Genomic DNA, 13,757 nt, shown 5'->3' with positions numbered 1-13,757 from the left:
CGGCGGCCGTCGAGGTCCGCCAACCGTTCTATCTCCCACCCGCTCGGGGCGTAGACCGCCGACCAGCTGTCGACCACCTCCTCCGCATGGAAGTCGAACCGCCGCGCCCGATCGGGCGAGTAGGCGACATCGGGCAGGAGGTCTATCCGCCCGCCGCTCAGAAGGTCGAGGCAGCCGGACCACTCGCACGGCACGTAGGTCACCCGCCAGCGCTCCTTGCGCGCGATCTCCTCGAGTATCGAGATGAATATGCCCGACGCGTTCCGCTTCCCGTCGGTGAAGATCTTCGGCTTGTTCTCGTAGACCCCGACCCGGACCGCCCGCTCGCCGTCGCCGTCGTCGGCACGAAGCTCGAGCGCGGCGCACGAGATCAGGAGGACGAGAGAAAGGGACCACGACGATCTCTTTCGGCGCATGAGCCGGACGAGCGCGCTTTCGTTTCGGGAACTTGTCATGAGATCCGATCCGCGACGAAGCTCGACCCCTCGCGGACTATAACACAGCCGGGAGAAGCGCGAATCCGACTCACGGCGTGACTCCCGGTGTGGCGCATCGACCGCACGACACAGAGGCTGCTGAAAGCTGCGTGAAGGGCTATGGGTTCGAGATTGTTTGGATTAAAACTGGAAAGTGGAAGGGTCTGACACCTATCCCCTCGCTATAAAACTACGTTACCGCGTCGGAAGGCCGCGCGCCAATCCGTCGGATCAGTCGGATCGGTCCGATCGGTCTGATCTCCGCGCGGCGTTGGGGGGCCGTTGAGGAGCTCCGCCGCCGCTACAGGTGCGGCCGGACGACGTCGAGGAACCAGGGGAAGTCGAGCCCGAGCTCTGTGAGGTGCTCGATCGTGGGCACGCCGTTCGCGGTCCAGCCGCGCCGCTTGTACACCGCGTCGAGGAGGCTCTCGTACTGCTTCTCGCGGTACGCGCGCAGGAGCTTCACCTTCTCGGCCGTGCCCTTGCCCGCCGGATCGACGCCCGCCTTCTCCTTGAGCTGCTTGTCGTAGCGCTCGGCGCGCGACTCGTACTCCTCGACGGTCACCGGCCCCATGGCGCGGTACGGGCCGCGATCGTGCTCCCGCGTGCCGTACCCCATGCGCAGGTTGAACACGCGCTGGAAGTTGTAGACCGTTTCGGACATCCGGATGAGCCCGTCCTTGGTGAGCTCGCGGCCCGTGATGCCCGCGAAGACGTCGCAGTAGTTCTGCACGTGCTCCGGCACCTTGGCCGGCTCGGCGGTCTTCGCGTTGTCGCCCGGCTCGACGTCGTTCCACGGCAGCTTGCACAGGCCGTTCAGCCCGAACCACGTGCGGAACATGGGGAAGTAGTAGAGCGCCTCGGCCTTGTCCGCGAACGTCGGGATGTGGTTGTTCACCATGTCCATGAAGATGAGCCACGCCTCGTCGTGCTGCGGACCCTTGTTCGTCATGGCGTAGCCGCCCTGCTGCGCGAGCGACTCCTTGGAGACGTACTGCGAGTACTCGAGCCCCTTCACCTCCATCCCGATGTCCCGCAGGAGCCGCGCGTCGCCCCACCCCCTCTCGGCGAACAGGAGCCGCATCTTGTGCACGCCCTGCCCGACCGTGACGCCGAACCCCTCGCCGCGGGCCATCTGGTGGAGCAGCTCGAGCTGGGACGGGCCGTTGCCCCACGAGAGATCGAGCCCGCCCGTGCGCTCCGCGTTCAGCACGCCGCGCTGCCAGCACTCCATGGCGAACGCCGTCGCAGTGCCGAAGCTGATCGTGTCGAGGCCGTAGGTGTCGCAGTAGAAGTTCGCCTCGAGGAGCCAGTCCGCCTGGAAGATGCCGCAGTTCGCGCCCACCCCCGCGGCGGTCTCGTACTCCGGGCCGTCCACGGTGACGACGTCGCCCTTGTACGGGCCGGTCATGAGGACGTGCCCGTCCGCGCCCTTGGAGCACGCCATCGAGCAGCCGTACCAGCACCCGTCCGGGATCCCCTGCGTGAAGCGCTCGTCCCAGACCGGCGAGGCGATGCCGGCGACGTCGGCGTGCTTGCCGTACTGGAAGTTGTGGACCGGCAGGAGGTCGTACGCGTCCATGACCTCGACGAGGTGCGCCGTGCCCTGCCTCCGCATGCGGCACTGCTTGTCGTCGTAGTCGTGGAGCTCCTTGTGCAGCTTGATCCCGGCGGCCGCGACGCGATCGAGGTCGGCGGGCGTGTTCATGTCGCCCTTGACGACCGGCCCCCGGGAGATGATCGCCTTCAGCTTCTTGTCGCGGAACACGGTGCCGATGCCGCCGCGGCCGGCCTGCTTGAGGCGGGCGCTGCGCCGCCGCACGTCGTACCAGGAGAAGTTCAGGCAGCCGATCAGCGCGTGATCCGCGCCGCGGCCGGCCGCGATGACCGACACGTTGCGCCGGTCGGCCTCGTCGGCGGCGTACTCGTGCGTGAACTGCTCGGCCGCCACGTGGCTGTTCGGATCCTCGGCCGGCGCCTCCTCGATCGTCACCGTGCCCGCCGGGCCGTCGATGAAGACCACGACCTCCTGCGCCGCCTTCCCCTGGACCTCGAGCGCGTCGAAGCCGGAGAACTTGAGCAGCGGCCCGAAGTAGCCGCCGACGTTGGAGTCGATCGGGACGCCGGTCAGCGGCGAGAGGCTCACGACGAGCGACTTGCCCGAGCCCGGGTACTGCGTGTTGCCGCCGAGCGGGCCCGGGGAGATGACGATCGCGTTCTCCGGATCGTTCCACTTCGTGGTCGGCCGGATGTCCTGCCACAGCCGCCACAGGCCGAAGCCGCGCCCGCCGACGAACTTCTCCTTCATCACAGGCTCGAGCGGCCGCTCCTCGATGCGCAGCGTCGTGAGATCGACGTACAGCATCCGATCGTTGTAGCCCCGCACGGGCAGCCCGGGCTCGTAGGACCAGGTCGCGAGCACCTTGTGCGCGGCCTTCATGTCGCCCGCCTTCGCGGTGTAGTCCGTGCGCTTCGTGTAGTCGCGGCTCATCGCACTTCCTCCTCGACGATCGCGAGCGCCTGGGTCGGGCACGCCTTGGCGCACAGCCCGCAGGACGTGCACTTGAACGGCTCGGTTCGCCCGGGCGCCCTGCGCATCGACGCCGTGGGGCAGAAGCCGATGCACATGAAGCAGCCGACGCAGATCTTCTTGTTCACCATCACGACGCCCACCTTGTTGCGGTAGAGCGCCTCGACCGGGCAGATCGCGATGCACTCGCCGCACTGGTTGCAGACGTTCAGCGCGTGCGCGCCCTCTCCTTCCCGGCTGTACCGGATGGAGGAGCACGCCGGATCGTCGACCTTGAAGAACGCCTTGGAGCAGGTCGTCTCGCACACCCGCGCGCCGTTGCACTTCCGCGTGTCGGTCTTCAGGATTTTAGCCTTCATGTTCGCCTCGCGTTCGGCCCCGTACGGGAGCCAGGGCAACTTAGCACGAGGGACGCGGTCGATCCAGGCCGACCCCCGGTTTCAGGGCTTCGGGCGGGCGGTGATCCGGGCCTGCTCCCGCGCGAGCCACGGGCCGATGATCGCCTCGTAGGCGTCGGCCTCGGCGCGCCGCTGCGCGATCAGATCGACCCGCTCGAACGGATCCTTCTCGAGGTCGTAGAAGTGCTCCCCGCCGCCGCCGTCGAGGTAGCGGATGTACTTGTAGCTCCCGTCGACGATGCCGTTCGCGAGCGCGGTGGACCTCGAGAAGACGAGCGCGGGCCGCGCGCGGTAGGCGTCGGACAGGAGATCCTGCCCCTCCCACGCGGCCGGCGCCTCGAGCCCGAGCAGGCCGAGCAGCGTGGGCGCGAAGTCGACGTTCGTCCCGGGGCGCGCGACGGCGTGGCCGCGGTCGAGCCCGGGCACCTTGACGACGAGCGGGATGCGGATCGTGTCCTCGTACACGTGGCTCGAGTGGTTGTACACGCCGCGGTGCAGGCCGAACGCCTCGCCGTGATCCGCGGTGAGGACGACGATCGTGTCGTCCCAGAGCCCGGCGGATTTCATGTCCGCGAACAGCCGCGCGATCACCCCGTTCACGTAGGCGAGGCTCGCGCGGTAGCGCTCGAGGGGCGTCCCCTCCGGCTGCCGCGCCTCGCCCGGCGGCACGGCGTACGGCGAGTGCGTCCAGTAGACGAAGTAGGTGGCGAAGAACGGCTCGTCCCCGCCGCGCCGCATGAACTCGAGCACCCTCTCGGCGACCACCTCCTCCTCCACCGCGCGGTCGGCGATCCCGGCGCTCGCGGAGCGATCCTTGAACGTGAAGTAGTCCTCGACGACGCCGTACGAGCGCATCATCCCGGTCCTGTCGAGGTTGTCGTAGGTGAGCATCGACGCGTGGAACATGCCGGTCCGGTAGCCGGCCCGCCCGAGGACAGCGGGGAGCGGCGCGCAGGCGAAGTCGGTCATGTAGCGCGAGATCGTGTCGAACCCGTTGTCCGGGTACGCGGCGCAGTGCATCGCGATCAGGCTGCGGCTCGTGGCCGGGAACACGGTGCGGTACGAGCCGAACACGAGCGACTCGGGGGCGAGATCGGCGACGACGTCGAGCGGGCTCTCCGGGTCGGCGAGCGGCGTCTGGAACAGGGGGAGCGACTCGACGAGCACGACGAGCACGTTCGGCTTCGCGAGCCGAGGCGCCTCGAACCCGGCCGGGAGCGCCTCGGGCGCGCGTCCGAAGAGGAGCGCCTCGGGGGGCGCGAAGCTCAAGGCCGCGTCCGCGCCCATCGCGGAGCGCTCGAGGACGAGCCCCTCGACGGTGGACTGCACGATGTCGACGAGCGGATCGCGGACGAGCCTCCCGGTCTGGTCCCAGCCGAGCTGCGCGAGCCCCGCCCACGACGCCCCGGCGGCGGCGGTCGCGATCGCGGCGGCCATGGCCACGCGCCGCAGCGCGCGCTCGATCGCCCGGACCCGGCGAGCCGCGACGGCGAAACCCGCGACGAGCGCCAGCGCGGCCGCGCCGAACCCGACGAACAGCCCGTCGACCGACTCGAACAGGTAGCCGAAGAGCTCGCCGGCGCCGGCGCCGTTGAAGCGGATGAGGCCGTAGGTGACGAAGCTCTTGAAGTAGGTGTACGCCGAGTAGTTGCACACGAGGAACACCGCGGTCCCGGCGAGCGTCGCCGCGAGGGCCGCGCCCAGGAACCTGCGCGGGGCGAGCCGCTCGAGCGCCGCGATGCAGGCGTAGGAGATCACGACGTCGCTGGACGCCATGAGCAGCGAGAACGGCGGCGAGACGAAGGAGAAGCCGTATTCCGCGTCCGCGACCAGGAACAGGCCGAGCGAGACCTTGAAGAACACGTACATCGCGCTCGTGAACAGGAACGCGAGGGCGCTCAGCGGGTCGCGCAACCCGACGATCCGCCACAGGAGCCCGAGCGACGCCGAAAAACCCCTCCCGAAACTGCCGACGAATCCGCGCATCGATCACCTCGCTGCGCTCGCCTCGTGCAGATCGCGTACCAGATCGCCCGGCGCGGCGGTGAAGATGGCGGGAAACGCGCGGTTCCGTCGGGATTCCGCAAGGTTCCGTGACAGGCGGGCGCGAACGCGCAAAGGATCCCCGCGCAGACGGGGACATCCGAACCGTTGCGCTGGCGCCACAGTGTTGTCAGTGTTGTTGCACATGAAGGCGGTTGCAGAACGACGGACGATGATCCAATATCCTGGAAATTAACCGGGCGATTGGCATTTCCAACGAGGAGGGACACATGTCGCGCGCGCTTTTCGATTCAGGACGGGTTCTTTGCTGGTTGCTGTTGGTCGTGATCGTCGGGTGCTCGGACAGCAAGGAGGACGCCGACGGTGGCCTCGACGCGTCCACGGATTCAGACACCGACACCGATACGGACACCGACACCGACACCGACACCGACACCGACACCGATTCGGATACCGACACCGACACCGACACCGACACCGACACCGACGCGGACGGCGGCACCGAGCTGACGCTCGACATCGACTGCTCGGACCCGGCCGCGATCCCAACCGAGCTGTGCGATCTCGGTTCGGACCCGTGTGCGGCGGGCACGGTCTGCTCGGAGCTCCTGTGGGTCGACTCACCGTTCTACCCGAACATCACCTCGAACTACTGCTTCCCGGAGTGCGCGGTGGAGCCGGCGGACGCGGGCGCGAGCGACGCGGGCCCGTTCTCGCCGTGCGAGGGCAGCGACACCGCGTGCGTGGAGTTCGACGTCGGCGCCGAGGGCTGCGTGCCGCTCGGGCAGGTCAAGGCCGAGTTCGAGCTCGTGGTCGCGCCGGTGGGCGAGACCCCGGTAGCAGAGGCCTTCCCGTTCGCGAACAGCTTCGGCTGCGTGTCGGTGGCGTTCAACCCGGGCTTCGCGATCGCGGCCGGCGAGCTGATCGAGGACGCCGGCGTGAGCGACGGGGGGCCGGCGTACACGACCGACGAGATCCGGTTCGCCTGGATCAAGCCGAGGACGCTCCTGGATGCGAACGGGTACAAGCTGAACGTCACCATCCCCGGCGACAGCTGGCTCGACGGGGAGGTGCTGGATCTGTCCGAGGATCCGGCCGCGTTCGCGGCGTGGGTGCTGCACGCCGAGTACGCCGCGTTCGGCCTCGACATCAGCAACGCCTGGATCGAGGCCGTGGCGACCTCCGGTACGATCACGATCGTGAACGCCGCCGATCCGTGCTCGGGCACGGGGTGCGAGGCGGCCACGGGCACCATGGACGTCTGGTTCGAGCTGCGCCGCGCGGAGCTCAACCCCGCCACCGTCCCGCCGCTGTAGCCCGCGCCAGGAAGATCATTCCACGACGTAGATGGACACCGTGACGGTCGCCCTGTCGCCCGGGAAGTTGGTGCCGTAGCTCCAGGCCGAGATGCCGACCTCGTACCGCCCCGCCTCGGACGGGACGCCCCGGATGGCGAACTCGCGCGCCTCGCGGACGAACTCCAGCGCGAGCCCCGGCGGCAGCCGTCCCTCGACCACGTTGACCCCGCCGACCGGAGTCCTGGCGTCGACGAGGGCGCCGACGATCTCGGCGTTCTCGCCGGCCTTCAGCGTGACGTGCCGCGGCATCTCGATCGCGAGCGACGCGCACCCTCCCGCCAAGAGCGCGGCCAGGACACCGAAGAGGCGCGCGGCGCGAACGGCTCCCACGATCTAGCCCCGGCTCCGGGCCTTGTGGGCCTCGATGAGGGCGACGGCCTCCGCAACGGTGTCGACGCAGCGTGGGATGTCGAGGTCCGCCGGGTCGCACAGCGGCGGGTCGTGCCCGACCATGGCGGCGCGCGCCCACTCGACGAGCCCGCGCCACATGGGGCCGACGAAGATCAGGGGCACGTCCGCGAGGTGCCTGACCTGGAGGAGCTGCCAGATCATCAGCGTCTCCAGCGCGGTGCCGATCCCGCCGTCGACGACGACGAAGGCGTCGCTCAGCCTCGTGAAGTGGTGCAGGCGGGTGAAGAAGCTCTGGTGCACGAACCCCTTCTCGACGAACGGGTTGGCCCCCTGCTCGAACGGCAGCTCGACGCGGACGCCGATGGAGCGCGTCCTGTTCTCGGGGTCGCCGAGGTTCTCGCCCTCGTTGGCGGCCTGCATCAGCCCGGGGCCGCCGCCGGAGACGATGTCGCACCCCAGCGAGGAGAGGCGCCGCGAGAGCTCCTGGACGTCCAGGTAGAGCGCGTCCGCCGGTCGGATGCGCGCCGAGCCGAAGATCGTCACGCGGTAGCGCTTCGACCTCGGCGGGCGGATGCGCGAGAGGGTGTTGGCCGTCCTCCAGAGCTCCATCAACGCGGTGTCGACGACCTCGCAGACCGCGTCGTCCTCGCAGATCGTGTTGTCGGACATGATCGTGCCTCCTCCCGGAAGCCGTACACTACCGTCCGGCGGGGAACGCCGCAAGGCGCCGGACCGCGGGGAAGGGCGCTCTTTGTCTTGTCGCGCGCGCCCTCTTCCGGGATATTGGAGTCATCCGGGGGGCTGCGCGGGAGGGCAGCCGTGGACAAGAGACAGAAGCGGGAGATCTACGACGAGGCGATCCTCAAGCTGCGCGCCCAGTTCCTCGAGTCGCGCCAGCCGACCGCGCGCATGGCGACCGCGGCCGCGGTGCTGCAGAGCAAGCTCAAGCACTTCTTCTGGACCGGGTTCTACCTGCTCGACGGCGGGCGGCTGATCGTCGGGCCGTACCAGGGGGCTCCGGCGTGCGTCGTGCTCGCGCCGCACCGGGGCGTCTGCTGGGCTGCGATCGATCGCCGGGCGACGGTGATCGTGCCCGACGTCCGGGATTTCGAGGGCCACGTCGCGTGCGACGGCCGGGCGAACTCCGAGATCGTCGTGCCGCTCCGCGACGGGACCGGCGAGATCATCGGGGTGCTCGACGTGGACAGCGCGGACTTCGAAGCGTTCGACGAGGTCGACGAGGAGAAGCTCGAAGAAGTGCTCGCGATGATCTACGGCTGAGCGATCTTCGCGCTCGCCGCTTCTCGATGAAACCCGGCGCGTATCCGCGCGTAGGAAACACAAAGCCACTTTAAGCCCAGCGAGTTGACATAAGAAGCGATCTGCGACAAAACTCCTACGTTTTCTGGACTATATCACAGCTGGGAGAAGACGGTGGAGCGCTTGTCGCGCTCGCCCTGGTCGATGAACGCCTGCTGCGCGCTCGGGGCGAGCCCCTCGACCCCGAGCGTCTGGGCGACCATCATCTCGGTGGACTCGGAGAGCGTGCCGAACAGGAAGTAGCCCATGGCGCCGAGGATGAGCGCCGTGACGAACGCCACGCGCGCGACCCAGCCGAGCTGGAACCTCCGGTCGATGAGGAAGTTGCGGATCTTCCGCTTGGCCTTTGGAGCGGCGCCTGTCGGCGATGCGCTCGAATCCATCGCTCGTCCTCCGTTCTTTTCGCGGCGGGCTACCGGGACTCGATCCCGTCCAGCGACTTGAGAACGCTCCCGACCAGCGCGTCGATGACCGCCTTGAGCGCGCGGTCCTGCGCGCCGCGCTCGGCGTCGACCGAGATCGGCCCGTTGCTCAACGTCACCGCCCCCTCCGCCGAGCGCGTAGGAAACACAAAGCCACTTTAAGCCCAGCGAGTTGACATAAGAAGCGTTCTGCGACAAAACTCCTACGCCTTCTGGACTATATCACAGCTCGGAGAGCTTGGGCGGCCCGGCCGGGGACCGGTCGGCGGGGATGACGAAGACGTTCAGCGTGCGCTCCATCGAGGGCTCTCCCGAGCAAGTGGAGGCGGGGTCGGTCAACCCGCGTCGCCGGGTCGGGGAGCCCACGGGATCGTGAACCGGCCTGGGTCCACCGCCCCGCCTCCGTGAGGGCAAAGCACCGTCACGCGAAGACGGGGACAGCTACTTCCCCACGGGCTTGTCGGTCTGCGTGCGCAGGAAGATGTTCGCGGCGCCGACGGCGGCGAGCACCGCCTGCTGCCAGCCGGCCCCGCCGGCCACGGCCGAGACGACCGCGGTCACGATGGTTGCCAGGCCCAGCCAGATCGTCTTGCTCTCGTACCAGGACTTCATGGGTCGCCTCCTCGGAGTGGTTCCGGAGAGGCAAAGCCAGATCTGGTCGCGAAGGGGACAACCGCAGCAACCAAGCGAGAGCTTTTTGCGAATGACCGGGGAAATGCGTAGACTGATCGCGTGGTATGGATCTTCGGAGCTGCGGCCGCTGCCGCTCTAATCAAGCTCGCATGCCCGCACTGCGGTGAAGTGCAGGCTCGTGCTCGCAAACCGAAGGGCGAGCGCTACCGCTGCCGGAAGTGCCACCGCATGTTCACGCGTGAAGAAGGCGAAGCTGCAGCGAAGCGCCGCGATCGCTGATCTTCCTCAGCGATTCTCTGGTGGGTCGTAGAGCTGGGCACGGTCGGCGTCGCGCCGTTCCGCTGCCTTGGCATGGTCTACCTCTTCGCTGGCCATCACCGCTTCGACGAGCGTCACATCGACCTCGGCCTAGCCAGAGACCACGCTCGCAGGACAACCAGGACAACAACCAGGACAAAGGGTTGACCCGTGGGGCGCGGATCGAGATACTCGACTCGACGAGGATTCGCCGAAGCCTACGACTCACCTGACAGCTCACCGCTTCCGCGGATTCTCGTCTGGCAGGAGACGTGAATCAGATGGAGGCGAAGCAGAAGGTACTCAAGCGAATTCTGGTAGGGACCGACTTCTCTCGTTCCGCGTCCCACGCGGTGGTGCGCGCCGCGCTGCTCGCCACCGAGCATTCCGCCAAGCTGGAGATCGTCCACGTCACCCCGCGGCTTGACCGCGCGGCCGTCAGGGAACTCGACGTCGATCGTTCCTTTCGCACGGGTCCGGACCCAGTCATTGAACGGCACCTCGAGGAGACGCGAGCGCTGGCTCGGAAGCACGACGTCACCGCGACCATCAAGCTCCTCAAGGGAGGTGCAGCCGCGACGTTGGCGAGCGAAGCGATGCGGCTGTCCGCTGACCTCGTTGTGGTCGGATGCCGAGGCGAACGCTCGTTCAAGGACGCGCTGATCGGCACGACGGCCGAACGAGTCCTGGAGCGCTGGATCGGAGACACCCTTGTCGTGAAAGACGCCCCGAAGGAGAACTACGGAACCATCCTGGCGTGTGTGGCGCTCGCGCCGGTGTCGTGCTCGGTCGTCATGTCCGCGGTCGCACTGTCCGAGCGGGCACGCCTGCATGTCCTGCATGCCTACGAGCCGCCGTTCGAGATGAAGCTCATCAGTCATCACGCGTCCGGAGAAACGCTCGCGAAGCACCGCGCGGCGGCCAAGGGCGAGGCTGTCCGGGGCCTGACCGAGCTGCTCGAGCGGTGTCCCGTGCCGAGCGATCGGCATCTCGAGCGCCACGTCCGACACGGGGGGCCGTCGACCTTGATCCCGGGCGCGGCCGTGCGTTACGGCGCAGACGTCATCGTCGTGGGCAAGAATCAGTCGGTCCTCGAGGAGTTCTTCCTGGGCAGCGTCACGAAGAAGATAGTCCGCGCCGCTCGCACGGATGTCCTCGTCTCAGATTCGCGTTGAGCCGATCCGATACTCACGCCTCGGTTGACGGCGGGACGGATGAACCTGTGCCGTAGAGCCGCGCACGGACCGCCTGGCGCTGGTCTGCCTGCGCCCCACACTCGGTCACGTGATCGGCGGTCATCGCCTCGACGAGCGCCACGCCCACCTCGGCTTCACCCGCGGCGACCACGCTGGCGCCCGCGCTTTTCAAGGCTGGAGCGTCACGGAGGTGAGTGCAGCGTACCAGGACACGCAGGTCGGGGTTGAGCATCCGCGCTTGCCTGATGATCTCGGCCGCGTCCTCGACGTCGGCGCTCAGGATGAGGCTACCGGCGGTCGCGATGCCGGCATCCTCGAGGGTTCCCGAACGCAGCACATCACCGTACAGCGCCTTCACTCCATCGGCCTTCATCTTCCGTACAGTGTCGAGGTTGAGGTCGATGACGGTGACCGACGTGCCGCGGTCGGCGAGGAGTCGATGGACGATCCTCCCCACCGGGCCATAGCCCACCAGAATGCAGTGATTCGGGTCGACCACGGGTCGTTCGCCGGGGGCCACTGCTGCGAGTTTCGGCGCCGAGGACGAGAGCCTGCGCGCCCAGCGGTAGATGGTGGGGTTGATCGCTATCGAGATGATGGAGGCCGCCACCAGCGCGTTCCAGCCCGCGTCGTTGAGGAGCCCGAGCTGCCGCGCCACGGTCCCGAGGATGAAGCTGAACTCGCCCACCTGCGAGAACGCCGCGCCGACCGGAATCGCAGTCGCGAAAGGACGTCCGAGGAGCCGAACCGTCAACATGGCCGCCACGGGCTTTCCGATCACCACGACGAACAGCACCACACCTATCACCAGCGGCGTCTGCACGAGGCTCCGCGGGTCGAAGAGCATGCCGACCGAGACGAAGAAGAGCACGGCGAAGGCGTCCCGCATGGGCACGGCGTCGCCCGCGGCACGTGCCGCGAATTCGGAGCGACCGACGGCCAACCCGGCAAGGAACGCGCCGAGCGCCATCGACACTCCGAAGAGCTTGGCCGAGCCGACCGCGATACCCACCGCGAGAACCAGCACCGCCAAGGTGAAGAGCTCGCGCGAGCGGGTCTTCTCGATCTGATTGAGTGCCCAAGGGATCGCCCACCGCCCGAGGACCACGACCACCGCGACGAGCCCGATGACCTTGACCGCCGCAAGCCCGAGCGCTGCACCCGCGCCATCGCCGGTGCCGCCACCCGGGCCGAACAGTATCGGCAGGAGGAGCAGCAAGCCGACCGTCAGCAGGTCCTCCACCACGGTCCAGCCGATCGCGATGTGACCGATAGGCGCGTGGAGGTCATGTCGTTCGGCGAGCACCAGGGCCATCACCACCGTGCTGGCGACCGAGATCGCCATGCCCAGGATGAACCCGGAGATCCAGCTCCAACCCATCAGGTGCAGCAGCACCGCGAGCATCGTCGTCGAGATGGTGCTCTGGATGAGCGCACCGGGAAGCGCCACCTTCCAGACCGCGATGAGCTCGCGCAGATGGAAGCGCAGGCCGATTCCGAAGAGCAGCAGGATGACGCCGATCTCCGCGAACTGCTCCGCTACGGCACGGTCCGCGACGAAGCCAGGCGTGAAGGGGCCGACCAGGACACCAGCCAGCAGGTAGCCGACGATGGGGGATAGTTTCAGCCGGTGGGCGAGGAAGCCGAGCACCAGGGCTCCAGCCAGGCCGCCGGCGAACGTCATCAGCATGCCGAGGTCATGCATCGTTGTCTCCTACCGCCTCGGGCTCCACCTCGGCGTTGATGATGAGCTTCCACTTCGCGCTGCGCTTCGCCGACGCGATGGCCGCCGTGCGTCGTAGCGGCGTGTAGCTCCTCGCCTGCTCCTGGACGAAGGGCTGGATGGCGTTGGCAATGTCTTCGCGGCCGACCAGTTCGAGAAGGTAGCCGAGTCGCTGCGACCAGCTGATGGGCGACAGCCGAGCGACCTCGAGCAACTTGCCCGCGTCGAGTCCCTCGGCGAGCTCGGCCACGACCGTCGCGACGTTGCTCAGGCCGCCGGCATGTTTCGGGTAGCCGACGAGCTCGAGCGCCGTCACCTCCGGGGTCGCGTAACGAAGAACTCCGCGCGGCGTGTTGACCGTGGCGACGGGCATCTTCTCGAGATCACCCCGGGCGATGAACTCGACCCGCACCTCTCCGCACGACAGCGCCGCGCGGTTCTTCCGCACCATCACTTGGCAGGACTGCGGACGCTGGTGCGCCGCTCCGTGCCTCTCGGCCGCGGACAGCAGCCCGACGTAGTAGGGCTCCTCCCCGACCTTCATGAGCTGATCGACGAATTGCTCTGCGGGCAGGCAGCGGAGCCGCCGGTACTCTGGCGGCACGATCACGTGGAAGCTGCGCGCGGGCTCGGCGATGAGCCCCTGCTCCTTCAGCCGGCGAAGCTGGGCTCGTACGGCAGCCTGGCTACCACCGATCGCCTGGAAGGCCTCGACGGACCTGAAGTGGTGCCGCCCGTTCGCGGCCAGCTCTTCGATGTACCCACGGGCCCGCATTCGTTACAATTCTCCGTCAATGTCAGCACAAAGATTACTTTGTCCAAGAAACGTCACGCGCCGCCTGTGACGGTTCTTTGCGTATATAACATTTAGCGTTGCTTTTAGCAAGAACCGACACGCACCGACACGCACCGCGTCTACCCTAACACGCGCACACCAATCTCCACGCGCGTAGGAAACACAAAGCCACTTTAAGCCCAGCGAGTTGACATAAGAAGCGTTCTGCGACAAAACTCCTACGCCTTCTGGACTATATCACAGCTCGGAGAAC

At 67.7% G+C, this 13,757-nt stretch carries 13 protein-coding genes; 3 read left to right on the top strand and 10 right to left on the bottom strand.

What is annotated here, in order from left to right; translation table 11 throughout:
• From M0R80_27800 to M0R80_27785, 4 genes are all read right to left on the bottom strand, one after another.
• On the bottom strand, nt 1-455 hold a 455-nt coding region (locus tag M0R80_27800), incomplete at its 3' end, for a transporter substrate-binding domain-containing protein (protein MCK9463442.1).
• Nucleotides 456-777: 322 nt separating this feature from the next.
• Nucleotides 778-2,916: an aldehyde:ferredoxin oxidoreductase gene (locus M0R80_27795; protein MCK9463441.1), complete on the bottom strand. Its 2,139-nt coding sequence runs from the start codon at nt 2,914-2,916 to the stop codon at nt 778-780.
• Between the two features lie 47 nt (nt 2,917-2,963).
• The gene (locus M0R80_27790; protein ID MCK9463440.1) at nt 2,964-3,365 is read right to left on the bottom strand and encodes a 4Fe-4S binding protein; all 402 of its coding nucleotides are present in this window, start codon (nt 3,363-3,365) and stop codon (nt 2,964-2,966) included.
• Nucleotides 3,366-3,446: 81 nt separating this feature from the next.
• Nucleotides 3,447-5,390 carry a sulfatase-like hydrolase/transferase gene (locus M0R80_27785; GenBank protein ID MCK9463439.1) on the bottom strand — a complete coding sequence of 648 codons (1,944 nt, stop codon included), beginning with the start codon at nt 5,388-5,390 and terminating at the stop codon, nt 3,447-3,449.
• Nucleotides 5,391-5,677: 287 nt separating this feature from the next.
• Between M0R80_27785 and M0R80_27780 the strand changes: the two genes are divergently transcribed.
• Nucleotides 5,678-6,724, top strand: coding sequence for a hypothetical protein (locus tag M0R80_27780; GenBank protein MCK9463438.1), 1,047 nt, complete (start codon nt 5,678-5,680; stop codon nt 6,722-6,724).
• A 15-nt stretch (nt 6,725-6,739) separates the two neighbouring features.
• Here the strand turns inward: M0R80_27780 and M0R80_27775 are convergent, their stop codons facing one another.
• Nucleotides 6,740-7,096 (bottom strand): hypothetical protein, encoded by a 357-nt coding sequence (locus M0R80_27775; protein MCK9463437.1) that lies wholly within the window; start codon nt 7,094-7,096, stop codon nt 6,740-6,742.
• Nucleotides 7,097-7,099: 3 nt separating this feature from the next.
• Nucleotides 7,100-7,786: an LOG family protein gene (locus M0R80_27770; GenBank protein MCK9463436.1), complete on the bottom strand. Its 687-nt coding sequence runs from the start codon at nt 7,784-7,786 to the stop codon at nt 7,100-7,102.
• A 150-nt stretch (nt 7,787-7,936) separates the two neighbouring features.
• Here M0R80_27770 and M0R80_27765 point away from each other — a divergent pair, with 150 nt between their 5' ends.
• Entirely contained in the window at nt 7,937-8,398 is a 462-nt protein-coding gene (locus tag M0R80_27765) for a GAF domain-containing protein (GenBank protein ID MCK9463435.1), read from the top strand.
• Between the two features lie 134 nt (nt 8,399-8,532).
• Here the strand turns inward: M0R80_27765 and M0R80_27760 are convergent, their stop codons facing one another.
• On the bottom strand, nt 8,533-8,820 hold the full coding sequence (locus tag M0R80_27760; GenBank protein MCK9463434.1) for a hypothetical protein: 288 nt from the start codon (nt 8,818-8,820) through the stop codon (nt 8,533-8,535).
• A gap of 480 nt (nt 8,821-9,300) precedes the next feature.
• Nucleotides 9,301-9,471: a hypothetical protein gene (locus M0R80_27755; GenBank protein ID MCK9463433.1), complete on the bottom strand. Its 171-nt coding sequence runs from the start codon at nt 9,469-9,471 to the stop codon at nt 9,301-9,303.
• Nucleotides 9,472-10,070: 599 nt separating this feature from the next.
• On the opposite strand from M0R80_27755, the gene M0R80_27750 reads away from it, so the two are divergent.
• Nucleotides 10,071-10,964, top strand: a complete 894-nt coding sequence (locus M0R80_27750; protein ID MCK9463432.1) for a universal stress protein — start codon at nt 10,071-10,073, stop codon at nt 10,962-10,964.
• A 13-nt stretch (nt 10,965-10,977) separates the two neighbouring features.
• Here M0R80_27750 and M0R80_27745 read toward each other — a convergent pair whose 3' ends face one another.
• A complete protein-coding gene (locus M0R80_27745; GenBank protein ID MCK9463431.1) occupies nt 10,978-12,690 on the bottom strand; it encodes a cation:proton antiporter in 1,713 nt (570 codons plus the stop codon).
• Nucleotides 12,683-13,483 carry a type IV toxin-antitoxin system AbiEi family antitoxin gene (locus M0R80_27740; protein MCK9463430.1) on the bottom strand — a complete coding sequence of 267 codons (801 nt, stop codon included), beginning with the start codon at nt 13,481-13,483 and terminating at the stop codon, nt 12,683-12,685. The genes M0R80_27745 and M0R80_27740 overlap by 8 nt, the downstream gene beginning before the upstream one ends.
• Nucleotides 13,484-13,757: the final 274 nt, after the last annotated feature.

The sequence above is a fragment of the Pseudomonadota bacterium genome, from assembly GCA_023229365.1.
In the GTDB taxonomy this organism is placed as follows: domain Bacteria; phylum Myxococcota_A; class Polyangia; order JAAYKL01; family JAAYKL01; genus JALNZK01.
The sequence above is the reverse complement of the archived record's forward strand: the minus strand, read 5'-3'. Positions and strand labels throughout refer to the sequence as shown.

Bases quoted from the DNA above. Each gene is read 5' to 3' on its own strand.
- M0R80_27795 (MCK9463441.1), bottom strand. From the start codon at position 2,916: ATGAAGGCCGCGCACAAGGTGCTCGCGACCTGGTCCTACGAGCCCGGG.
- M0R80_27790 (MCK9463440.1), bottom strand. From the start codon at position 3,365: ATGAAGGCTAAAATCCTGAAGACCGACACGCGGAAGTGCAACGGCGCG.
- M0R80_27785 (MCK9463439.1), bottom strand. From the start codon at position 5,390: ATGCGCGGATTCGTCGGCAGTTTCGGGAGGGGTTTTTCGGCGTCGCTC.
- M0R80_27780 (MCK9463438.1), top strand. From the start codon at position 5,678: ATGTCGCGCGCGCTTTTCGATTCAGGACGGGTTCTTTGCTGGTTGCTG.
- M0R80_27770 (MCK9463436.1), bottom strand. From the start codon at position 7,786: ATGTCCGACAACACGATCTGCGAGGACGACGCGGTCTGCGAGGTCGTC.
- M0R80_27760 (MCK9463434.1), bottom strand. From the start codon at position 8,820: ATGGATTCGAGCGCATCGCCGACAGGCGCCGCTCCAAAGGCCAAGCGG.
- M0R80_27755 (MCK9463433.1), bottom strand. From the start codon at position 9,471: ATGAAGTCCTGGTACGAGAGCAAGACGATCTGGCTGGGCCTGGCAACC.
- M0R80_27750 (MCK9463432.1), top strand. From the start codon at position 10,071: ATGGAGGCGAAGCAGAAGGTACTCAAGCGAATTCTGGTAGGGACCGAC.
- M0R80_27745 (MCK9463431.1), bottom strand. From the start codon at position 12,690: ATGCATGACCTCGGCATGCTGATGACGTTCGCCGGCGGCCTGGCTGGA.
- M0R80_27740 (MCK9463430.1), bottom strand. From the start codon at position 13,483: ATGCGGGCCCGTGGGTACATCGAAGAGCTGGCCGCGAACGGGCGGCAC.